The organism is Chryseobacterium sp. JM1 (genome assembly GCF_000737715.1).
GTDB lineage: Bacteria > Bacteroidota > Bacteroidia > Flavobacteriales > Weeksellaceae > Chryseobacterium.
Genome location: NZ_JPRN01000014.1, coordinates 92,482 through 116,093 on the forward strand (window position 1 = coordinate 92,482; position 23,612 = coordinate 116,093).

Genomic DNA, 23,612 nt, shown 5'->3' on the forward strand with positions numbered 1-23,612 from the left:
TGCATCTATAAATCAATCATTGAATCCGTTAATATTCGAACAGACAGACGGGATCCATCAAAACTTTTATCTAGATTTGCCTTTTGCAGTAAATAATAAACGTATGAAAAAAATAGGACTGGTAGGCGGAATAAGCTGGGTATCCACATTGGATTATTATCAATTCATCAATGAAGGAGTCAATGCAAGGCTGGGAGGACTGAATGCTGCGGAATGCATGATCTATTCCCTGAATTTTGGAGACCTTCAGGCTAAAGGATGGACGAATTCCTTCGAATTACTATTAAACGCCTGCAATCACCTTAAAAACACCGGAGCAGGCAGCATTGTGCTTTGTGCCAATACAGCCCATCTCTTCGCAGACGAGCTTCAAGCCTCTGTACAACTTCCGATTATCCATATCGGTACAGAAACCGCAAAAGCCATACAGAAAGCCGGACTTACAAAAGTCGGTTTAATCGGAACAAAGTTTACGATGGAAATGGATTTCTACAAAAATAAACTTAAAGAATACGGCCTTGAAGTACTGATCCCGGAAAAACAGGAAACAAGGGATTATATTCAGCATACTGTAAAGGATGAACTGGGAGTAGGATTTATTAATCCTGAAACTAAAACCAATTATATTTCCATTGCAGAAGAACTGATCAGCCGTGGCGCCGAATGTATTATTCTGGGCTGCACGGAAATTCCTATGCTCATCAGTCAGGATGATTTTACCGTTCCTGTTTTTGATACTACAAAAATACATTGCGAGGCTATTGTGGAATATATTGTTTCGTAAATTATATAGTTTTAAAATTTCACGCAGATTAATCAGATGATGCAGATTTTACTTTTGCTAATCTGCTCTATCCGTATAATCTGCTAGAGTACATCATTATAAACATTCTTTTATCGCTAAAAAAAAAACAGAAAGCATATTTAGATAACGAAACCTTATAGGTTTTGAAAACCTATAAGGTTTGATAGTGTATTATTTTTTTGATCTTTGCACCTTATCCGGTAAAGCTTACTCCTTAGGTCGGCGATAGACATACAAACAAAACCCCCTCCAATTACTTGAAGGGGGTTTAAAGATCTTGCGATCCGGACGGGACTCGAACCCGCGACCTCCGCCGTGACAGGGCGGCATTCTAACCAGCTGAACTACCGGATCAATTTTTTTAAAGTAAATTGATGAAAACTTCTGCGATCCGGACGGGACTCGAACCCGCGACCTCCGCCGTGACAGGGCGGCATTCTAACCAGCTGAACTACCGGATCAATTTTTTTTAAAAGAAATTGAATAAAAACTTCTGCGATCCGGACGGGACTCGAACCCGCGACCTCCGCCGTGACAGGGCGGCATTCTAACCAGCTGAACTACCGGATCTAATTTTTTTTAAAAGTAAATTGAAAAACTTTTGCGATCCGGACGGGACTCGAACCCGCGACCTCCGCCGTGACAGGGCGGCATTCTAACCAGCTGAACTACCGGATCATTTTCTGTTGTTATAAAGAACGTTGTTTCTTTTTTGTGATTGCAAAACTACAACTTTTTTTATTACCTGCAAACTATTTCTAAATAAAAAGCCCTCCAAAAACGGAAGGCCTTCATTATCAAAGTTATTTTTTACAAGTGCGCGCTTAATTTTTCAGCGATAATCTCCTTTGGAGTCACACCTACTAATTTATCAACCACTTCACCGTTCTTAAAAATCAGAACTGTAGGGATATTTCTGATACCATACTGCATTGAAATTTCCTGATTGTTATCTACATCAACTTTTCCTACCACTGCTTTTCCTTCAAAATCTGATGCTACTTCTTCGATGATTGGTCCCAAAGTTCTGCATGGTCCACACCATACTGCCCAAAAGTCTACCAATACCGGCTTATCTGATTTTAAAACCGTTTCCTGAAATGAGCTGTCCGTAATTTCTAAAGCCATTTTGTTTCTTTTATTTAAATTAATATTTATTTTCTTATTTCAATCCGTAATTGGATATTCAAAATTACGATTTTTAAGCAATAAGACTATCTATGCTCAACATTTGTTTTTTCTATAGCAAAGTCTTTTGAAATTTCCTTCAAAGCTTCTGCCAGAGCATCGATCTCTGCTTTGGTCGTCATATGGCTGAATGAGATACGCAATGGCGTACAATGGTCCATTTCATCCTCAGAGAGCACCATCATCATCACCATAGAAGGTTTGGATGCTCCTGAAGAGCATGCGCTGCCCTGAGAGATCGCAATTCCCTTCATATCCAACTGAAGTCCTATCAATGGATTTTTATACGGAAGTAAGGCGCTTAAAACACTGTCAACGCTATTTTCCATTTCACCGCTTCGTCCATTGAACTTAATATTCGGAACTTCTGCAGTTAATCTTTCAATAGCATATTCTTTAATTTCTCTTATATGACCGGCATATGCTTCCATATTATTAACACATAAATCCAAAGCTTTACCTAAACCAACGATACCGGAAACGTTTTCAGTTCCAGCTCTCAGACTTCTTTCCTGAGGTCCGCCAGTGATAATTCCTTTCATTCCTGTCGCCTTTCTGATAAAAGCAAACCCGATTCCTTTCGGACCGTGGAATTTATGAGCACTGCATGATGCAAAATCTACAGGAATATCTGAAAAGTCAAATTTCATGTGAGCCATGGTCTTCACCGTATCAGAATGGTAAAGAGCATTGTTGGCTTTGCATAATTCTGCAATTTTTTTAATATCTACAATGTTTCCAATTTCATTATTGGCATGCATTAAGCTTACTAAAGTCTTTTTATCTGAAGATTTTAAAAGCTCTTCCAGCTTATTAAGATCAATATCTCCTTTTTCATTAGGGCGAATGTAGACTACTTCTACTCCCCTTCTGTTTTTCATATCTAAAATGCTCTCAGAAACACATTTATGTTCCAGAGGAGAGCTGATGATCCTTTCTACTCCAAGATGTTCTACACTGGATTTGATGATCATATTGTTCGATTCTGTTCCGCACGAAGTAAAGATGATCTCCGCAGGAGTTACATGAAGATAGTCTGCAATCTGTCTTCTTACATTTTCGATAAGAATTTTCGCCTCCTGACCGAAGCTGTGGGTAGAAGAAGGGTTTCCGAAATTCATTTTCATGGTACCCACCATTGCGTCTATGACTTCTTCCGCAAGAGGCGTCGTTGCAGCGTTATCTAAATATATTTTGTTCATTTTTAATTGGAATATGTTAATTCTACTGAGGTAAACTGATAATCTGAAGGAACAGCAAAAATAAACCAGGGATTTGAAAGTACCTGAATTTCCATTCCGCCTGAAGCTGTAGCGGGAACTTCCACGTACAGGACATTATTTTTTACGGATGTGTTTTTAATGCTGGTAATTCTGTGGCTACCCGATCTGAAAAGTCCCATATGATACAAAACCACTTTTTTGTTTCTTGGGAATTTAGGATAGTTAACGGACGGCTCTTTTTTCAAATCGATAAGACCGAAACTGCCTTTAATAGCGTTACGGAATTCCTGTTCATTCTTAATAATGGTAAATCCGGCTTCATCTTTACCGCCCTGCGACTCAGACACCAGAAGTTCTGCATTTTTCTGCATATCTGATGATGTTTGAGATGGCGTAGCTGTACAGCTCATTAAGATTGCAGTACCTATCACAAGCAGTCTTTTCATTTTTACATTTTTACCATCCAAAATTAGTGAAAAAATTGGTAATGACCTTCATTTGCCCATTTAAGCATCTGGCGATCTCCGGAAGTATCTCCGAAAGCGATTATTTTATCGTATTTAGAGTCGTGAATTTCAGCTTTTATTCTCACCAGTTTCTCTTTTCCGTTGCAGTTTTTGCCGATGAAGTTTCCTGTAAAAACTCCATTTTTAAACTCTGCACGTGTGGATACCAGCTGCATTTTCAGTTCTTCAGCAAAAGGTTTCACCCAGATATCCAGCGATGCGGTTACCAATAAACTCTGTGTATTATTCCTATCGATATTTTGTATAAAGTCGAGGGCGTTTTCCCTTACGATTTTGGGATAATGATGTTCAAAAAACTGCTTAGACTTCAATTCAATCTTTTCCTGCGTCTGTCCTTTCAGAATAGACCCGATAAAGCTTTTCTTTACTTTTTCCGTTTCGGCAAGCTTCAGTTTCAGCAAAATGAAAAGAGGAACGTGTCTCAAAAACTGTATCCGGAATTTGGTAGAATCGTAGAATTTAAGATACATAAACATGGTATCCTTATACGTCAGGGTTCCGTCAAAATCAAAACAATACAATTTTTTCATTTTTATTAAAGCTTTAATTTTTTGAATATAAATTCAGGTATATTCCTGATAATCATCATAATAATACTCCAAACCGGCAAAACATATGCCACATTCTTCTGCTTTTTGAATGCTTTATAAATGCATGCAGCCGCCTGTTTGGGAGTTGCAGTTAATTTAGGATTCAAAGGCAGTCCTTCCGTCATTTTCGTCGCCATAAAGCCCGGTTTGATAGTAAGAACATGTACTTTTTTCTCAAAAAGATAATTTCTAAGACCACTAAGATAAGCCGTAAAAGCCGCTTTTGCGCTACCATAGATAAAATTACTCTGTCTTCCTCGATCTCCGGCTACCGATGAAAGCCCGATAATAGTTCCGGATCTTCTGCTTTCAAACTTCTGTGCAAAATAGTTCATCACAGGAATCAGTTTTGAATAATTGATAGTAATGATTCTTTCCGTATTCCTGTTGTCATAAAGACCTTCTTCAGCCCCATCTCCCAAATATCCTACGGCACAAAATAATACATTTGAACTGACATGATCAAATGAATTGTAATCAATTTCTTTCATCAGATCAATTTCGATGACTTCGGACTGCTGCAGAAATTTGACATCAATGTGTCTCGCAAATCTTTCCGTTGTCTCTTTATTTGAAGTGAAAAGGTATATTTTCTCAAACTTTTCTCCTTCCTGAAGAGCCTTTTCCACAAAAGCCTGCGCCACTTCAGACGTACTTCCCAGAACTATCATTATGAATTGTTGTTTATGATTCTTTTGTGCTGTAAAGACACAAATTTTGAACTTTGAATATTTTTAAGGTAATTCGTGAGCGAAGACCTGCTCATACTGTCCTTTGTCAGATAAATCCTGCCTCCGAACTGCTGAACGGTATTATCTAATTTCTCTACCAGTTTCTTCAGTTTTGAATTCACTTTAAAGTCGAGGGCTAAAGTATAACCTTCAAAAGGAAATGAATTGTAAGCCTCCGGATTGTTTTTCCCGAAGAGTTTTAAAACCGCTAAAAACGATCCGTTTCCACTTGCTGCAATGGTTTCAAGAATCTGTTTCATCCCTTCTTTCCCTGCTTCTTTCGGAATCACCATCTGGTATTGGATAAATCCTGATTTTCCGTAGATCTTATTCCAGTCGGTGATGGCATCCAGCGGATAGAAAAAGGTTTCGTAGTCGATAAAAGACTTCACTTCTTTCTTAGTCTGCTTTTTGTAATACAGCAGATTGAATATTTTCACGGTCAGTGCATTCAGAACAAATCCCGGAAAATAAAACGGAACCGTAGGCTGAAACTTTTTCTTCAGTCTTAGAGGCTGTTTGGTCAGATTTTGAGGAAGTTCATGCTGAAAGGCGTGTTCTCCTCTCATCAGAATACTTCTGCCCAGATCTTTTCCTTTTTGCAGGCAGTCTATCCACGCTACGGTGTACGTCCAGTTCTCACTTTCTTCAAAGAGTCTGAAAATTTCATCCAGATTCTCAGCTTTAATGCTTTCCTGGCGGATGTAGGCAGATTCTATATTTTTAAGCTTAAATTTTACGGTAAGAATAATTCCGGTAAGTCCCATTCCGCCAATAGTGGCCCAGAATTTATCCGAATTTTCTTCTCTGGAGCATGTGATGATTTCTCCTCTTTCGGTCATCAGCTTAAATTCAATCACATATTCTGAAAAGCAACCTTCTGCGTGATGATTCTTCCCGTGAACATCTGAAGCAATAGCTCCTCCCACGGAAATAAATTTGGTTCCCGGCGTTACGTACAGAAAATATCCCTGCGGAACTGAAATTTCAAGTACATCTGAAAGTAGTACCCCGGATTCACATTCTATCACCCCGTTGAGACGGTCGAAACTGATGAATTTATTTAATTTTTTGGTGGAAAATATGGTTTCTCCCAGAGAAGCGTCGCCGTAGCATCTTCCGTTTCCTCTGGCAATAATTTCGTTATGATTAAGTACAAACTCCCTGATTCTTTTGAAGCTGTCCTCAGATCTCATTTCTTTTTCTACTACCGGGAAATTGCCCCAGTTAGTAACTTTCTGTGTGAAATTCGGCTTCATTTTTTAAAATAAATCTGGATTAAAAATGCGGCTACCCAAAGTACTAATGTCACCTGGATATACCGGTCTCTGTAGACTATTTTTGTAGGAGATTCTGTTCTGTTGTATACTAGAGTCTGCTGCAGATATCTTAAAAAAGCAAAGACTACAAATATAACGGTATAAAAAACACGCTGATGAAATCTTCCCTGAACTTCAGGTGAAAGGGTAAACATCAGATAGCAGACAATGGCTAACGTTACTGAAATAGATAGGGCAATATCTGCAAACTGTACATTGTATCCGTCCAAAGCCTTTCTTGTCTTTCCTGAAACCTGTGCATTAATCAGCTCTCCTCTTCTTTTTCCGATGGCTAAAACAAGAGCCAGCACAAAAGTCAGCAGGATCGCCCACTGTGAAATCCCTATTCCGGTGATATAACCACCTGCTAAAACTCTCAGTACAAAACCTGTAGCGATGATGAAAATATCAATGATCGGAACGTGTTTCAGTTTAAAGGTATAGGCGAGATTGATCACAATATAAAGTCCTATGATCGTGGCAAATTTCCATAAAGGTTCGTGAAAATAAAGTTGAGCAAGACCTACCAGAGCCACATCAACAATAACGAGTGCTGCAAGAATGCTTAAGGCCTTCGGTTTTGAAATAGCCCCGCTTGCGAGAGGTCTTCTTCTTTTTTCGGGATGCTTACTGTCTGCCTCTATATCGTTATAATCATTGAGAATATAGACTACACTTGCTGCGAGGGAAAAGATAATAAATGCAAAGATGCTTTTGCTTAGTAAGTCTATGTTTGTAATGTTTCCCGAAAAGAACAGAGGAACAAAAACAAACAGGTTTTTCACCCATTGCTCCACCCGGAGGAGTTTAAGATATTTCTTCATTTATGTTAATTCAGTTACAAAAATAGCAAATTCAAAATTCATAGCATAAAAATACAAAAAAAACCGCCGGAGCGGTCTTTTACGAAAATATTTATATATTAAATTAATTACTGCCCTTGCTTGGCGTCATTAATCATTTTCTCATTAGCTGTAATAGCGAATTCTACTCTTCTGTTTTTAGCTCTTCCTTCTTCAGTATCGTTGCTTGCCACAGGCATAGATTCACCTTCACCTTTTGTAATCATTCTTGCAGAAGCGATTCCTTTTCCAGATAAGTAAGCTTTTACTGCATCTGCTCTTCTTTGAGAAAGAGATAAGTTATAAGAATCTGCCCCTTTGCTGTCTGTATGACCATAGATATTGATATTCGTATCCGGGTTGTCAGCAAGAACCTGAGCTAACTTATTAAGATTAGTCTGTGCAACAGAAGTTAAGTTTGAAGAGTCAAAAGCAAAGTTCACGATGCTTTCATTCATGGTAATCTTAATACCATCACCTACTCTTTCTACTTCAGCACCTGGTAAAGTTTCTTTAATCTGCTTAGCTTGCTTATCCATTTTGTTACCGATCACGTTACCTGCAACACCACCGATAATACCTCCCAATACTGCTCCTAAAGCTGAGTTTTTACCACTTCCTACATTATTCCCCAAAATACCTCCGATCACAGCTCCAGATGCAACACCTACTGCTGTACCTCTCTGCTGGTGGTTAGAATTCTGAACAGCTTCACAGCTGGTTAATAATAATGCTGATGATAAGAAAAGCGCTCCTATATATGTTTTAGTAAATTTCATTTTTTTGATCTTTTATGTTGATAAATTATTTCATGAATGTTCTCTGAAAGTTGTAAACAACCTGCACTGTATTTCCATCAAATGGAACGCTTTGTACAAGTGAGAACTGATCTGTAGACTGGTTGGTAATCGTTAAAGAATATCCTGCAAGATTTTGCTTAGCTTTAGTTCCCTCAGCGATTTTTTTAAACATGAAAGTATTGCCGTCTTTTACTTCAAATTTGATTGGCTGAGTAATGCTTGGGCAAGCTCCTCCTCCGTTTAAAGTGTAGGCACCGGTGTAATTATTTGGGATTAATCTCCAATGGCTTCCTACAAAACACTGAGCATCTGCACCTTCGTCAAAAGGCTTGATTTTGAATCCTTTTTCATAATCAACGCTGACAATCTGCCAGTCGCCTTTTAATTTAAGATATTCAACTCTTTGGTTTTGTGACGTTTCTGCTTTTTTCACTGAGGAACAAGACACTGCAAAAAGTGATGTTCCAATCATCCCTGCAAGTAGTAACTTTTTCATTTTGTTGTTTATTATTTTGTTATTTATAAAGTTACAAAAAACCGTGCCAAATTGAAAAATAAAAATAAAAAAAGTCCGAAAATTTCGGACTTTAAATGGTTTCTCCTTATATACAGGGAGATATATTATTTTTTAACAGCCTTTTTTACGGATTTCGCAGGCTTCTTCGATGGTGAAGATTTTCCGTTGTAGAAATTCGTGTAAGCATATTCAGCTGCTTTCTGAAGATCGATAACCCCTCCGGCCTGAGAATACTCAGGAAATTTGTTCTCTGAGCTCAGGTTGCTGCTCTTCACTAGTGCTTCAATGATCTGATCAGGTTTAAGGTTGGGCATATAAGCTAATAATACGGCTGCTGCTCCTGCTACTACGGGCGATGCCATAGAAGTTCCCTGAAGATATTTATATTCGTTTTTAGGTACTGTAGAATAGATTTCTTCTCCTGGTGCGAAAACGTTAACCATTTTCTTGTTGTAATTGGAGAAATCTGCTCTCAGTTCGTTATTTCTGTTGGTGCTGGCTCCTACAACCAATACGTTAGTTACAAAAGGTTTTTCATCTGTAACATTTTTAAAGTTCGTAGGGAATGCAAGGTGCTCTGCAACGTCTTCATTTTCGTTACCTGCTGCTTTTACCAAAAGAACTCCTTTGTCTTCAGCATATTTAAAAGCATCCCAAACTACATTTTTCCCTGGAGAAACCGGCTTCCCGAAGCTCATGTTTAATACTTTAGCTCCGTTATCTACCGCATATCTGATTGCATTAGCAACGTCTTTGTCTCTTTCGTCTCCGTTTGGAACGGTTCTTACAGACATAATTTTAGCTACTTTAGAAGCTACCCCATACTGTATTTCTTTGCCTTGCGGAAGACCTGCGATAATACCGGCAACATGTGTTCCGTGTTCTGCGTCAGGTCCTTCGTAGTCATTGTTTCCGTAGATTTTTTCAGCATAGTCGTCATAGTTATCACCTACAATTTCTTTTCTAGGATCATAGCTCAGATCGTACTGCTTAGATTGTGGTGCATAATGATCGATGGCTTCTTTCATCTGCTCTTTCATCAGTTTTTCGAAATCTGCGGAAGATTTCCCTTTGAATTCAGGACTTTGAGAAACCTGTCCCAGAACCTGCACCGCGATAGCATCTTTCTGGTCCGTCGGAGGTTTAATTCCCTGTAAGGTTTCAGCAGTTACAGGCTTACCTCCCAACAATTTCACCATATTAGGGATCAAACTGTTGATCATTGTATAAGTCTGAAGATTCTGTTTTGCTTCAATACTTTTTTTGTTGAAAAGTTCTTTAGACTTCATGTACATCGCAAATTCTTCCGGCATTTTCGCCTGGTTTGCTTTGTTTTTTGCAGAATCGTCACCTTCGAAAACAGGTTTGTATTTAGCAACAACTCTTGTTACCTCCATATTGTCGATATCAATATCACCGTTTTTTCCACCGATAAAGTTCCAGCCGTGTACATCATCGATGTATCCGTTTCCATCATCATCTTTTCCGTTTCCGGGAACTTCGTTAGGATTTGACCATACGTTTTTCACAAGACCCGGGTGATCTACCTGAACACCACTGTCTAAAACTCCTACTACCACAGTTTTAGGCTTAAGGCCTTTGGATTCTAAATATTTATAAGCGTTTGCCGTATTTACTCCGTATACTTTTGATGTTGAGAAATCTTTATGATACCAAGTCATCAAATCTTTATCTTCTTTGGGATCAATGCTTTTAGCCTGAGCTTCCTGAGCATAAGAGAAACTAAAACCTGTCAGAAAAACAGCTGCTAATAATACCTTTTTCATATGTTGATATTTACTTTAAAGTTATATACGATCGCCATTTTCATTGGTTTCTTTTCCAGAGAATTCTTTTAACGGCGATTTTATCTTAGTATGATTATTTAATATTTTTTATATAAGTCAGAGTTTCAGGACCTTTGTTACAAATAAGGTCTAAAATTGACAAATCTTCTAAAAATCCTAATTTATCTGAAAAGGTCTGGTAATATTCTTCCATCTGAAATTCAGAAGGATGTTTAGCCGAGAACTTTTCTCTGAAATTAATGCTTTCAGGATTTTTGATATATTCTTCATTCAAAGACTGTGCCTTTTCTGTTTTAAGGATCTGCTGTATAACTTCCAATCCTTTCAGGTTAAAATCCAATAGGAACTTCTCATTCAGATCATATATTTTTCTGAATTTATCTTCATAGTATTCAAAATAAGGCGAGCTCTGATAAGCAGTTTTGATGGATTTCCAGTGCAGGTTTCTCCAGTCTTCCCTGTAAGAGATCTCCGTGTCTTTGAATTCTCTTTTACCGTTATGATTGATAGGGATTATTAAAGAAAGCTTTCCATTGGCCCCATAGATGTTGGTTCTGTTTCTGTAGGTCTGCTTTGGAAAATTTTCAAACTGTTCAAATACAATCTCGTTCTCAGGATTTAAAAATACTGAAAACCATGAAATCGGGGGCATATAAAATACCGGCAATAATACATTTGTCATATTCATCATATTAAAAAATGAAGTATTTTTTCAAATACTTCATTCTATCTTTAAGTTTTAGATTCAATTATACCTCTTCTTCCTTTTTCTTCTTTCCGAAGAATTTCATGAAATATTCCCATCCGAAGAACAATATAAGGATCATGGCTGCAATCCACCAGTATGAAGTTTTATTAGCCTCTCCTGTATTGGTTGCTTTAAACATCCTGTCCCAACGTACTTTGAACGGAGCCTGATATGTAGAGCTGCTGTCTGAGAAAGCTCCCTGAAGACTCATCCATGTAAACATTGGTTTTCCTACAATGTTTTCTTCCGGAACGAAACCAAAGAACCTGGCATCCAGGGAAGCATCTCTATTATCCCCTACCATCATATAATAGTCCTGCTGAATTGTGTAACGATTGGTCTCCTGTCCATTGATAAGGATCTTTCCGTTCTTTTTTTCAAGCCTGTTGTGTTCGTAATCAGAAATAATCCACTGATATAATGGAAGTGTTTCATTATTAACGGCCACAACATCTCCTTTTTTAGGAATTCTTAGCGGCCCGTACCAATCCTGATTCCAAGGCTGGTTGATTGGGAAGATAGATTGTGTCGTATCTATTTTTGTTTTGGCTTCGTCTCTGTAATATACTGCTGCTTCACCTTTTGGTGTAATATCTTCCTTCATGTCTATGACCTGAGAAAGCTGTTTGATTTCTTTAGCCGTTTTGTCCGTCAGCCCCTGGAAAGCATACATATATCCTTTTTCACCCTGAATCTCCTGTACCGGTAAGAATCCGTAAGTCTTATACAATCCAGGAATATCCAGCTGACTGCTTGTATTCACAATATATCTGTGCTGAACTTCCTGATCACCTAAAACCGTTTCTGGTTTTCCGTTCACGAAAAGTCTTCCGGCTCTCATTTCAAAGGTATCACCGGCTACGGCCACACATCTTTTAACATAAGGATCCTTTCTGTCGATTGCTGTATGCACGGAGTCTCTTGGATAATTGAAAACAACCACATCATTTTTCTGAGGCTTTCCAAACTCGAAAATTCTTGTATAAGGAAGTTTTATGCCATCAACATATGATTTCGGATCATCTTTCGGGTTTCCTTTCTGACCCGTATCCATAATGGTTCCCTGAAGGAATGGTATAGCCACAGGACGCATCGGCATTCTGTATCCGTAGCTCCACTTGTTTACAAAAAGGAAGTCCCCCACAAGAAGTGTTCTTTCCATGGATCCTGTAGGAATCCCGAACGGCTGCGTTACAAAAACGTGGATAATGGTGGCAAAAACCACGGCAAAAGTAATAGACCCCATGAAAGTATCTTTCTTTTTTGCACTTTTCTCTTCATCGGTAATGAAAAGGTCGTTGGCATTTTCATCTTCTACTTCCACATCTTTGGAATAGTTCACCGTAGCCATATAAATAAACGGCAGGATCACGGTTAGAAGCTGGTTCTGAAACAGGGTCTTTCCAAATTTCTTCATCAGATAAATATGGAAAACAGACATCATAATAGGCCCTACTATCGGAAGATAGGACAGGATTGCCCACCATTTCGGATGTTCTGTTTCCTTTAAAATAATGAAATAATTATAGAAAGGTATAAATGCAAATAAGGGACTGTGCCCCATTTTTTTGAACAGTTTCCAAGTGGAAATCCCCATCAGTACAGACAAAATGAGAACATATACTGTGTAAGTTAAAAAATAATTCATAGTTTTTTCTGTGCCTATTCTAAATATATAAATGATAAATGATGAGTAATAAATGATTCCAGCGTTCTGCTATTTATAATTTACTATTCATCATTTTCTTTGTATTGGTCTGCAATTTAAAGAATTTGTTACAAATTAAAGCCCCAAAACGTCTTTCATGGTGAAGTTTCCTTTTTTATCTTTAATCCATTCTGCAGCGACTACAGCTCCGAGTGCAAACCCGTTTCTGTTGAAGGCAGTATGCTTAATTTCAATTTCATCTACTTCACTTTTATAATAAACGCTGTGGGTTCCCGGAACTTCATCTTCACGGATAGCGAAGATTCCCAATTCTTTACCCTGGGTTTCTTCCAGTTTCCAGGCGTTAAATTTAGGATTATTTTTGATGATTCCTTCAGCAATGGAAATTGCCGTTCCGCTGGGAGCATCTTTTTTGTGGACGTGATGAATTTCTTCCAGCTGACAGGAGTATTCATCCACATTTTTCATGATATCCGCTACTTTTTCATTCAGGGCAAAAAACAGATTGACACCTAAACTAAAATTGGAACCATATAAGAACGCGCTGTCGTTGTCTACAGCCAATTTTTCAACTTCTTCTTTTTTCTCCAGCCAGCCTGTGGTTCCACAGATCACCGGAATTTTATGCTCAAGACATGCTTTGATATTATCATAAGCCACTTCCGGCAATGAAAATTCAATAGCTACGTCCGGATTATTAAGATTTTCAGCGGTTGGAGTTTCTTTCAGGCGGGCAACGATTTCGTGACCTCTTTTCTGTGCGATCTCATCAATGATCTTCCCCATTTTACCGTATCCAACTAATGCTATTCTCATGTGATATCTTATTTATGATGATGGTATCAGCCTTTCGGCTCATATCAACTTTATTAAAATTCTGTTTTAAAATCTATAACTTAAACTTAAACCTGTTTTCGGAGTAGAAAAACCATACTGATCCTGGATCACCGTAGGGTTAAAACTAAGATCCGGGTCATGGCGGCTCTCGTAAAGGTGAGCATCTACCACAGCATCTACAATGTTCAGGATGTAAATAAGACCTGTGATAGCAATAGCATAATCACGCTGTCTTTTATATCTGTCCTGGGCATTTCCAAAAGCTTTTTTATCCAGCCATGGGTGACTGTCCACAAACTCATTAGGTGTTCCGTTAAGCTTAGCTACATAATATTCCCTGTACTTTTTGTATTGATTATTACTCCAGATGGTGTATCCAATACCGGCTCCTACAGCACCCCATACAATAGGAATTTTAATGTACCTTTTGTTGTAATACTGCCCAAGCCCCGGAAACACTGCAGAATACAGTCCGGCTCTTGTTGGGTTCAGTTTGATTGTTTTTTTTGTGGGCCCGTTTGCATTTTCAAGATCTTCTATAATCTTAGCTTCTGTTTTCACAGGTTTTGCCGGCTTTGAGGGCTTAGTGATCACCGCAACACTGTCCTTAGGGAGAGGTCCCATACGAACTGTATCGCCAGGAACTACCTGCGAATAAGCAAAAGCAAAAGTGCACAAAAAAAATGTGAAAAATATTTTCTTCATTATTTAATATGGGATAAAATATACTCCAGTTCTTCTTCATTTTTGAAGTCCAGGACTATTTTACCTTTTTTACCGTTTCCGGAGGTTTTGATCTCTACTTTTACGTCTAAAATATCAGCGATCGTTTTCTGGGCTCTCTTAAAGTTGTTGGAAAGCTCAGCATTTATTTTTTTCGCTGCCGGTGATTTAGGGTTTTTCAATGCGGTTGCAGCCTGTTCAGCCTGACGTACATTGAGTTTTTCTTTGATGATCAGATCAAATAGAATCTGCTGATGCTCCTCACTTTCAAGACTGATGATGGCTCTTCCGTGTCCGGCAGAGATTTCACCGCTTCTGATGGCGTTCTGAATATCCGGATTCAGTCTTAATAATCTGATCGAGTTGGTAATGGTACTTCTGTCCTTCCCTACTCTCTGGCTCAGATTTTCCTGGGTAAGACCAATCTCATCCAAAAGTCTCTGGTAAGTCAAAGCGATCTCGATAGCATCAAGATCTTCTCTCTGAATATTTTCAACAAGAGCCATTTCCAGAAGCTCCTGGTCATTCACTAAACGGATATAGGCAGGAATCGTCGGAAGTCCCGCAATTTTACTGGCTCGGTAACGTCTTTCCCCTGATATGATCTCGAATTTCTCGCCGTCTTTTCTTAAGGTAACCGGTTGGATTACGCCTAAGTTTGTGATCGACAGGGCAAGTTCGTTTAATGCTTTTTCATCAAAATAAGTTCTCGGCTGGGTCGGATTCGGATAAATATCTTCCAGGGCTACCTCTACGATATTTCCTACAAACTTATCTGCTCCTTCATCGGTAGCGGAGTTGATACTCGCTTTGGATTCAGCACTTAGAATAGCGCCCAAACCACGTCCCATAGCTCTTTTTTTGTCCTTCATAGATATAATTGATAAATGATAATTAATAAGTGATGATGCGCATTCACTTAGGATCCATTTATTATTAAATTAATTTTTTACTAAATTTTCGTTCTTCAGCAAAACTTCTTCTGCAAGCTGAATGTACTGGATAGCACCTTTACTTTCTGCATCGTAGTTCAGGATACTTTCACCAAAACTAGGTGCTTCACTTAATCTTACATTTCTGCTGATGATGGTTTCAAAAACCATGTCCGGGAAATGAGAATTCACTTCCTCCACTACCTGATTGGATAATCTCAATCGGCTGTCATACATGGTAAGAAGAAGACCTTCGATACCCAGATCTTTGTTGTGGATCTTCTGTACGTTTTTTACTGTGTTCAAAAGCTTTCCTAATCCTTCCAATGCGAAATACTCACACTGAATCGGGATGATCACAGAATCTGCCGCCGTAAGCGCATTAACTGTAATAAGTCCTAAACTCGGTGCACAATCGATGATGATATAGTCATAATCATCTCTCACTTCCGCCAATGCTTTTTTCAGCATGTACTCACGGTTTTCTTTGTCCACGAGCTCAATTTCTGCTGCTACCAGGTCAATATGCGAAGGGATAATATCCAGATTGGGAGTCGCGGTTCTTTTGATACAGGTTCTTGTATCTGCGCTGTGCTCCAGAAGATTATAGGTAGAATACTGAACGTCTTCCACACCAAGCCCCGAGGTTGCATTAGCCTGCGGATCGGCATCAATGATCAATATTCTTTTTTCCAATACCCCCAATGCTGCCGCCAAGTTTACAGCTGTGGTAGTTTTTCCAACTCCTCCTTTTTGATTAGCGATACCTATGATTTTTGCCATTATTAGAACTTTAGGTTTCAAAAATACACTTTTTTCTTTGCTCTCGATGAGTGGCGAAATTCAAAATTGAGTTAAAATATTGTTAATAAACACTTTAGCGATAAAAAAAATTATCCACAAAAAAAATTCTTTGTGGATAACTATCAAGATTTGTTTTTCATCAACTATTCAAAGTTCATCGAAATCGGAAATTTAAAATAACTTCTTACGGTTTCCCCTTGCTTATTTTTAGCAGGTTTCCATAAACCCTTAATATTTTTAATGGTTCTGATGGCTTCATTATTAAAGTCAGCATCCTTGCCATTTGCTTTTAATCCTGAGATGGTTCCGTCTTTTTCTACAATAAAGGTGATCACCGTTTTCATGATACCTCCATCGTCTCCAAATCCTGAACCGTCAAAATTATTCATTACTTTATTTCTGAATGAATCAATTCCTCCTGCAAATACGGCTTCAGAAGCCAGTTCTGTAGGATCTGCGATATGATTATCAGGAACTTTTGCTGGTGAAGTTGGTGGAATATAAGGTACTGCCGGTCCTGTTCCTGCCTGAGGAGGTACAGAATGATAATTTGTTGTGGCAATGATCCCGTCTTTATTATTTTCCGGACCTGCAACAGCACCTTCAATTTTCTCTATCACTTTTTCATTTGTCACATGGGCTTTTGGCTCTCCCAGAGTTGCATCATAAGTTTTAACTTTCGGTGGCTGAACTTCAGTCTTCTGAATCTGTACAGGTGGTTTAACCTGAATATCAGGTGGAACAACCGGATCCACTAATACTATTTCTACTCCATCTCCGCTTTCTGATCGCACATCACTCTGAAATGCTGAAATCACAAACGGCGTTATCGAAATGGCAGCCAATAAACTCACCCCAACAAAAAGTGCTTTGGTTAATATTCTATCTGATTCATTTCTTAATGCATAGGCACCGTATTCTTTGTTTCGGTGCTCAAACAGAACTTCGTTGAAACGAAATTCCTGGTTTTGGTTTAGGTGTTTCATCACTATTAAATATTTAAACTGTTAAAATCAGTGATTATTAGTTTTAGGTGTTCTTATCGATAAGTATTGTTTCGATATCAAAACTTCTGCCAAAATTTTATCAAAACATCAATATTTTAAAAAATATTATAACAATATGCAAACTTTAACATTCTTCTTCATAGGAAATATTCAAAATTCATCCTTTCAACATTTTGTTATCCTCAGAAAAACACCTGTTATTTATAAAATATACAACATAAATTTAAAAACAGTGAAAACCACATCGAAAAACAGGAAAACCACTGTTGAATTTATTTCAGAACCGAAATACATTTGTACCATAGAAAATAAGGGGATGCTGAAAACCAAAAAGAGTAAGCAAAGAAAAATTTAAAAACTTATAATTATGCCAACTTTAACTCAAGAAGCCAAAACAAATTCATTAATGAGCATGCTTTTAAAGCAGGTTTATGACACGGTAACCAACGGAGGAAATCCTGAACATTTAGGAACTGATGATTTCATCGCCTTTGATCCGGTAGGGATTACACTTTCTGAAGATACTTTCGATTATGCCCTGAACGGACTTTTCGGAGATGCCCCTTCACCAAAACCCATGCTGGACGGAACAGGAAAACCCATCCTTGACGCGAACGGAAATCCGAAAGTGGATATGGAAGCTTACCAGACTGCATTATCCAACAGCAAATTCAAAAAATATCTTCAGATGGAGCAGTTCGCTGCAATGACCGATGCCATTCCTTCTCAGCTTCCGCCACTTACGGCAGACGGAAAAGGAAGAGCGATCACCATTATGAATGATTCTCAGAAGAGAGTTTCAAAAGTATACGAAGACCTTCTGCAGTGGTCTGTTGTAGTAGACACCGATTTTGACAAAAAAACAGAGAAAAAGCTGGATTCTCTGAGAGATAAATTATTCAAAATAAAAAAGGTAAAAAACCCTGATTTTGATGAGAATGCTCCGGTAGACGACTTTAACAAGCCTGAACTGATCCACACTTTTGTAGCGCCTACTTATGCCAAATATGTAGAGTATCAGATGAAGTATTATGATATTGTAGATGCCAACAATGAGATCAGAACAGCTGCTGATAACGGAGATCCTGATGCAATGGCCAAAGTTTCCATCGACGGGAAAAACATGAAAAAACGTGAAGAGGCCTCTTTAAAAGCATGGCAGTCTTTAGGATACAAGGAAGCTGTAGAAAGAATTCAAAATTATCTGAGTGAAATTGAAGAAAAACATATGCTTGTGATCAAGAAAAGAATCCAGGCAGAATTCCGAAACAGCCAGAGAACCAGAATTTTGGATTACACGAATTATTCCCCATGTATTCCTGTAGCAGCCAATGCATTAAGAGAATCAAAAGGATGGCCCGAAATCTCTATCTCACAAGGGAAAGCCAATTACGACTATTCTAAAACCATTCATAACTGGGGAGCTGCAGGCGGTTTCAGCATGGGACTTTTCTCCATCGGGGCAAAAGCCGGAGGAAAAAATGAAAAAACACAGATCAACTCTGATTATACAAGCATGGATATCTCTTTCAAAATCGGAAAGGTAAGAGTGGAAAGAGGCTGGTTCAATCAACAGTTTATTGAATCCAAATACTGGAAGCTTCACGAACAGTCTCCACAAACCTTAAATGGCGACATGATCAGTGACGGAAAAGGTAAAGGATTAATGCCATCTATCATTACTGAACTAATTATTGCGAAAGATGTTTCATTCAACTTTAAGGACAGCAGTTCTGCGTATACGGAAGCTAAAAATTCAGTTTCAGCAGGTGGTGCTGTGGGAATAGGACCTTTCGTAATCGGAGGAAGCTATAGCTACGACAACCAAAATGTAAAATCCGGCTATGAATGGGAAGGCAAAAAGCTTACTTCAACAGGAATTTACATTATCGGTTACAAATGCCACATCGTTCCAAAATCTCCAAACCCAAATCCGGAGATCAAGAAATGGGCAGACGGGAAATCATAAGCAGAAAGGAAGTCTGAAGCCGGAAGAAGGAAGTTATTGAGTACAAGATTCAATCACGGTTTAGTTTTAAAAACCATTAAAAGATGAGTGTACAATACTGACTTCCAGCCTCCCTTCTTCCCTCTTCCTATCTTATCACTTCATATATCCTTCTCAATAAGAATAGCCGGCAGAAGTTTTTTCTGCCGGTTATTCACCTAAACTAAAAACTATACCCATGAAATATTTTGTAGCCGTCTACCAGAAGCTTAAAAACATTTATATGTCGCAAAGTTCGATGGAGAATGATCTGCCGATGATTTGTCCATCGCTTAGAATCTATGACAATGAGGAACTGGAACTTCTGAAACCTCAGAGCCTGTTGAACGATGAACAGAAAAAAGCGCTTTCGATTATTAAAAAGCAGAATGTCGCCTATGAACTTAATTCTGTTCCTATTTCACCCAATTTCTGGGATCTGAATCCGAACAATTCTCTGTTTGATATTTACAGGGATATTCTTGACAAAAATAATCCGAAAAACCTGGAAGAAAATCTGGATAAAGTTCTCGACAACAAAAGCACCGTTTTATTTGATGCTAAAAACAGCGATACGAAGGAATTTAAAGCTTACAAAAAATACAGAACATTATTTGAAGATACCGTTAATAAAGTGACTGATCATCTTTTGTTATTTGACGGACTTGATACGGAGGAAGAAAAAAACAACTGGAACGACAGGCTTGTAGCCCTGAACAATTTAAAAGAACTCGCTTTTTCTGAATGGAAAGTAAAAGGCAGTAAAGACACGATTGAAAAGGAACTGACCAGAATTAACAAATCATCTGACGCTGATCTCTATCTCGCCATGGCACAGAATGCAAAACATACTTTTGAAGCTGCTGAGAAGACAGATGTGATAAGTAACTCGTCGATTCATGACATCAATTTCATCCCCTATGATTTTATGGAAAATGAATCCGGATGGAACAGCATGCGTATTGAAAAATCTGAACTGGAGGGACTTCATTCCGAAGCGAAAAACAACAATGAGAATATTCCTTCTGAAATATTATCTATTGATTATGATGAAAGTATGATTCAGGCTGTGGAAGTGGATTATTCTTTTGTTCATTTAAAAAGAAACTGGTTCAATAAAAATTTCATGCTTTCCAATTATTTTGAATGGAAAGAACCTAAAAAAATATCAGACGGGCAGACCATTTCCAACGATTTTAAACTTCCTGCCTATCCAAAAACCATGATTCTGATTAAAAATCTGAAAGTGATTTTAGATCCGTCAATAATCAATGCCAGTGTAAGCAATGCGGAACAGCTGGTTTATTTCGGTCCAATGGTGATGAAGCAGCAGGTTTTTGTGAATAAAAACAATAATCAGAAGTTCCTGAAGGCAATCACGAATGTAAAAACCATTAAATCTGATCAGTTAAATTATATGGCCAGAAAGACGGCTATTGTTGGCACCCAAAAAGCAACCGTGATCAACAGCTTCAATGCTAAAACAGCTGTAGAACCGGAACCTATAGATGCCATGAAAACAACGGTCAACGCATCTTTTGTGGGCAAAACGAATATGGGAAACATCATCAATAATATTAAAAACTTACAACCTCTCAATCCTGTTCCTCACGGAGCCAGTCCGGTACAGCCTGCTCCCCAGCCAGCCAACCCCATCAAAGTACCCTGGGGTTCCTGGGGACCTAAATTCCCTACAATACCGACACCGACTCCCACGCCGATTCCTACTCCGACACCTATTCCCATCCCTGTTCCGCTACCGCCTGCCGGAGCTGTTGTACAGTTCAGAATTTTAGATAAGATCAACAGCGAACCGATCTATAAATGCGGTATTTCCATAAAAGGAACCAATAACAATCGGATTTTTGAAATCGAAAGCAATGAAACAGGGATGATCAACCAATTAATTCCTCCCGGGGAATACAGTATCGAACTGAGAATTGATGATTATGCGATTTTAAATCAGAATTTCAGTGTCACCAATGCCATGCCTCTCAATTTGGAATATAAACTTCAAAGGGAGGAAGTGAAATTTAAATCTTTTTTCCTGATCGGAATGATTTGTGAGAAGATGCCGAGGATACCGGTTACTTAGATGGCAGACTAAGGTTAAGGATGAAATTATTAAGGTCTATCATAAAAAATTCACAATTCACAATTCACTATTCACTATTCACAATTCACTATTTAATAAAAACTATTGTCATGAAACTTTTAAAATATTATACAAAAGCACCGGAAGTACAAACACTATGTGAGATCCTTTATCAACGGGGATACAGCATTAAAATTTCAGATTCATTCACTTTGGAAGTCGATGAAGCAGTGAAGGATTTTCAACGCAAAAACGGTTTGGTCGTAGACGGAATCGTTGGGGTAAAAACCTGGGCCGTTCTCCTTGAAAAAGATGAAAGACCAGTCAGCCAGACTGATAAATTCCTGAAAGAAAGTGATCTTATCAACTTTGCTCAAGAATACGATCTGGAATTAGCTGCTGTAAAAGCGGTGAATGAAATTGAAAGCAGCGGAAAAGGTTTTTTAATCAACAATAAGCCCAAAATACTGTTTGAAGGCCATGTGTTCTGGAGCGAACTTAAGAAAAGAGGTATCGATCCGAATTCCTATTACAATTCAAACAGCCAGAATGTTCTTTATCCCAAATGGACGAGAGCCTATTATCAGGGAGGCGTGAAAGAATATGATCGGCTTAATGAAGCGATCAGCCTTGACAACAGCCCAAGCTTTGAAGAGGCTGCATTATCTTCTGCGTCGTGGGGAAGTTTCCAGATTATGGGTTATCATGCTAAAAATCTAGGCTACACGGATGTTCAGCATTTCGTTTCGCAAATGGAAATCAATGAGGGTGAGCATTTGAAAGCTTTTGGAAAATTTCTGGAGAAAAATAATTGTCTGGTTCATCTCAGAAATAAAAACTGGGCAGGTTTTGCCAAACTTTATAACGGAGCCGGTTACAAGCAAAATAAATATGATGAAAAACTAGCCAAGGCTTACGCTAAATATTCTCAAAATTAAATAAGGAGTTTTATTTTTAAAGTTCCCGCAGATGCATGGATTTCAGAAGTAATTTATTGCTTTTGGAGTTGTGAGCTGTGGGAATTTTGTTTTTGGTTACTTGTAAACCACCCCGTCAAAAATTCTTTGAATTTTCGCCACCCCTCCACGGGAGGGGAATGTTTCGCAGGTTAAATAATCGTTACTCATCAGGATAAAAATCTTGATTTTTCCAGAACTTATGTGAACTTTTATGCGCAAAATATTTAGACTTCAAATAACTGAAGTGTTAATAAATTCTGTGGCTTTTGTGGTTGATATTTTAACCACAGATTGCACAGATTTTCACAGATGTTTATGGATAGTATTCAGTCCAAAAATCTTGATTTTTCCAAAACTTATGTGAACTTTTATGCGCAAAATATTTAGACTTCAAATAACTGAAGTGTTAAAAACTTTTGTGGCTTTTGTGGTTAAAAAAAAAAATTCTGTAAATCTATAGATTTGTCATCATCATAATTATAAATTTAAACAAGCTTTCACTTTATCATTAATCACACAAAATCCTATTTCAGAATATCATTTTCAGGAATCGTCTTTACGGCAAACCGTCAATGTTCTAAAATTCAATTTTTTATAAAATACAACTTAAAAGTTATAAATTGATAATCAATTGGTTATATTTATTATTTTTTAACATCAGTTTAACATTTTTGCTTATCTTTGCTTTTCGTCAAACAACTAAGGATGTCTTTATACCAAACAATTGCAGAAAAACTACAATATATAAGTCCGAGTTTTTACAAGAAAAGATATTTTAAGAATTTAAACAATCTTACAAAAAGTAATTTTTCGGCGCGGAATGTAGAACCGGAACTGGTATGGATCAAGGAATACCTTCCCAAAAATGCTGTAATACTGGACATCGGAGCCAATGTTGGAACTTTTCTTTATCAACTGGAAAACAAACTGAACCATGAGCACGTTTATGGTTTTGAACCCAACAAAAAGCTTTACCGACGTCTGAAAAGGCTTTTTCCCAGGATGAGAATATTCCCTTTAGCACTTTCTGACGAAAACACGACCGCTGAATTTAAAGTTCCGATCATCAATGGCAGGCAAATCGCTTCCCGCGGGACATTGAACACATCATACAAAGAAAAAGGCGAAGAGAAAAGCTACACCGAAAAGGTAAAAGTAATCAAGCTGGATGAATGGGCTGCTATAGAACATTTTGACAGACTGGATTTCATCAAAATAGATGTGGAAGGAAATGAAATGAAAACCTTATCCGGTGCTAAAGAAATCATCAAACGGTTTCTTCCGACATTAATGGTCGAAATGGAACAGAGACACCACGAAAATCCCATCTGGAATGATATTTCTGAAGTAAAAACCTGGGGATATGAAGCCAACTATCTTAACCGTGACAGTTTTAAGCTGGAACTCCTGACGGAAGAGATTTTACTACACAACACGAACGATGAAAAAAACAAGACCAGCTATATAAACAACATTATTTTTACGCCAAAAAACCATTAAA

22 protein-coding genes and 4 tRNA genes are annotated in these 23,612 nt (G+C 38.1%); 5 read left to right on the forward strand and 21 right to left on the reverse strand.

Going from position 1 to position 23,612, the window contains the following annotated elements:
- The first annotated feature begins 103 nt into the window (after positions 1-103).
- Positions 104-784 carry an aspartate/glutamate racemase family protein gene (locus IW22_RS19535; protein WP_034730055.1) on the forward strand — a complete coding sequence of 227 codons (681 nt, stop codon included), beginning with the start codon at positions 104-106 and terminating at the stop codon, positions 782-784.
- Between the two features lie 301 nt (positions 785-1,085).
- Here IW22_RS19535 and IW22_RS19540 read toward each other — a convergent pair.
- From IW22_RS19540 to IW22_RS19640, 21 genes are all read right to left on the reverse strand, one after another.
- A tRNA-Asp gene (locus tag IW22_RS19540) sits at positions 1,086-1,159 on the reverse strand.
- Between the two features lie 33 nt (positions 1,160-1,192).
- Positions 1,193-1,266 (reverse strand) — tRNA-Asp (locus tag IW22_RS19545).
- A gap of 35 nt (positions 1,267-1,301) precedes the next feature.
- A tRNA-Asp gene (locus tag IW22_RS19550) sits at positions 1,302-1,375 on the reverse strand.
- 34 nt (positions 1,376-1,409) lie between these two features.
- Positions 1,410-1,483: transfer RNA gene (locus tag IW22_RS19555), tRNA-Asp, on the reverse strand.
- A gap of 132 nt (positions 1,484-1,615) precedes the next feature.
- Positions 1,616-1,933, reverse strand: a complete 318-nt coding sequence (trxA, locus tag IW22_RS19560) for a thioredoxin (protein ID WP_034730057.1) — start codon at positions 1,931-1,933, stop codon at positions 1,616-1,618.
- An 86-nt stretch (positions 1,934-2,019) separates the two neighbouring features.
- Positions 2,020-3,195, reverse strand: a complete 1,176-nt coding sequence (locus IW22_RS19565) for a cysteine desulfurase family protein (RefSeq protein WP_034730059.1) — start codon at positions 3,193-3,195, stop codon at positions 2,020-2,022.
- 2 nt (positions 3,196-3,197) lie between these two features.
- Positions 3,198-3,662, reverse strand: a complete 465-nt coding sequence (locus IW22_RS19570; protein ID WP_034730132.1) for a hypothetical protein — start codon at positions 3,660-3,662, stop codon at positions 3,198-3,200.
- 23 nt (positions 3,663-3,685) lie between these two features.
- The gene (locus IW22_RS19575; RefSeq protein ID WP_034730062.1) at positions 3,686-4,273 is read right to left on the reverse strand and encodes an HAD-IB family hydrolase; all 588 of its coding nucleotides are present in this window, start codon (positions 4,271-4,273) and stop codon (positions 3,686-3,688) included.
- 5 nt (positions 4,274-4,278) lie between these two features.
- Positions 4,279-5,004, reverse strand: a complete 726-nt coding sequence (locus tag IW22_RS19580; protein ID WP_034730065.1) for an SDR family NAD(P)-dependent oxidoreductase — start codon at positions 5,002-5,004, stop codon at positions 4,279-4,281.
- Positions 5,004-6,323: an FAD-binding oxidoreductase gene (locus tag IW22_RS19585; protein WP_034730067.1), complete on the reverse strand. Its 1,320-nt coding sequence runs from the start codon at positions 6,321-6,323 to the stop codon at positions 5,004-5,006. The genes IW22_RS19580 and IW22_RS19585 overlap by 1 nt, the downstream gene beginning before the upstream one ends.
- Complete coding sequence (locus tag IW22_RS19590; RefSeq protein WP_034730069.1) at positions 6,320-7,207, reverse strand: decaprenyl-phosphate phosphoribosyltransferase; 888 nt, start codon at positions 7,205-7,207, stop codon at positions 6,320-6,322. Before IW22_RS19590 ends, IW22_RS19585 begins: the two co-directional genes overlap by 4 nt.
- 107 nt (positions 7,208-7,314) lie before the next feature.
- The gene (locus IW22_RS19595) at positions 7,315-8,004 is read right to left on the reverse strand and encodes an OmpA family protein (protein WP_034730071.1); all 690 of its coding nucleotides are present in this window, start codon (positions 8,002-8,004) and stop codon (positions 7,315-7,317) included.
- 25 nt (positions 8,005-8,029) lie between these two features.
- Positions 8,030-8,521, reverse strand: a complete 492-nt coding sequence (locus IW22_RS19600) for a lipocalin family protein (RefSeq protein WP_034730073.1) — start codon at positions 8,519-8,521, stop codon at positions 8,030-8,032.
- Between the two features lie 125 nt (positions 8,522-8,646).
- A complete protein-coding gene (locus IW22_RS19605; RefSeq protein WP_034730076.1) occupies positions 8,647-10,329 on the reverse strand; it encodes a S8 family serine peptidase in 1,683 nt (560 codons plus the stop codon).
- A 94-nt stretch (positions 10,330-10,423) separates the two neighbouring features.
- Positions 10,424-11,038: a WbqC family protein gene (locus IW22_RS19610; protein ID WP_185113584.1), complete on the reverse strand. Its 615-nt coding sequence runs from the start codon at positions 11,036-11,038 to the stop codon at positions 10,424-10,426.
- Between the two features lie 61 nt (positions 11,039-11,099).
- The gene (gene lepB / locus IW22_RS19615) at positions 11,100-12,746 is read right to left on the reverse strand and encodes a signal peptidase I (protein ID WP_034730079.1); all 1,647 of its coding nucleotides are present in this window, start codon (positions 12,744-12,746) and stop codon (positions 11,100-11,102) included.
- A 135-nt stretch (positions 12,747-12,881) separates the two neighbouring features.
- Complete coding sequence (gene dapB, locus IW22_RS19620) at positions 12,882-13,583, reverse strand: 4-hydroxy-tetrahydrodipicolinate reductase (protein WP_034730082.1); 702 nt, start codon at positions 13,581-13,583, stop codon at positions 12,882-12,884.
- Positions 13,584-13,649: 66 nt separating this feature from the next.
- Positions 13,650-14,309, reverse strand: a complete 660-nt coding sequence (locus tag IW22_RS19625) for a DUF5683 domain-containing protein (protein ID WP_034730085.1) — start codon at positions 14,307-14,309, stop codon at positions 13,650-13,652.
- Positions 14,309-15,199, reverse strand: a complete 891-nt coding sequence (locus IW22_RS19630; RefSeq protein ID WP_034730087.1) for a ParB/RepB/Spo0J family partition protein — start codon at positions 15,197-15,199, stop codon at positions 14,309-14,311. Before IW22_RS19630 ends, IW22_RS19625 begins: the two co-directional genes overlap by 1 nt.
- Before the next feature lie 69 nt (positions 15,200-15,268).
- Entirely contained in the window at positions 15,269-16,042 is a 774-nt protein-coding gene (locus IW22_RS19635; protein ID WP_034730090.1) for a ParA family protein, read from the reverse strand.
- A 164-nt stretch (positions 16,043-16,206) separates the two neighbouring features.
- Entirely contained in the window at positions 16,207-17,049 is an 843-nt protein-coding gene (locus IW22_RS19640; RefSeq protein WP_034730093.1) for an energy transducer TonB, read from the reverse strand.
- Between the two features lie 388 nt (positions 17,050-17,437).
- Between IW22_RS19640 and IW22_RS19650 the strand changes: the two genes are divergently transcribed.
- The 4 genes from IW22_RS19650 (at position 17,438) to IW22_RS19665 (ending at position 23,611) form a co-directional block, all read left to right on the forward strand.
- Positions 17,438-19,039: a hypothetical protein gene (locus IW22_RS19650; protein WP_034730098.1), complete on the forward strand. Its 1,602-nt coding sequence runs from the start codon at positions 17,438-17,440 to the stop codon at positions 19,037-19,039.
- Positions 19,040-19,256: 217 nt separating this feature from the next.
- Positions 19,257-21,152 carry a hypothetical protein gene (locus tag IW22_RS19655; RefSeq protein WP_034730101.1) on the forward strand — a complete coding sequence of 632 codons (1,896 nt, stop codon included), beginning with the start codon at positions 19,257-19,259 and terminating at the stop codon, positions 21,150-21,152.
- 110 nt (positions 21,153-21,262) lie between these two features.
- The gene (locus tag IW22_RS19660) at positions 21,263-22,090 is read left to right on the forward strand and encodes an N-acetylmuramidase domain-containing protein (protein WP_034730104.1); all 828 of its coding nucleotides are present in this window, start codon (positions 21,263-21,265) and stop codon (positions 22,088-22,090) included.
- A 726-nt stretch (positions 22,091-22,816) separates the two neighbouring features.
- Positions 22,817-23,611, forward strand: a complete 795-nt coding sequence (locus tag IW22_RS19665; protein ID WP_034730107.1) for an FkbM family methyltransferase — start codon at positions 22,817-22,819, stop codon at positions 23,609-23,611.
- Position 23,612: the final 1 nt, after the last annotated feature.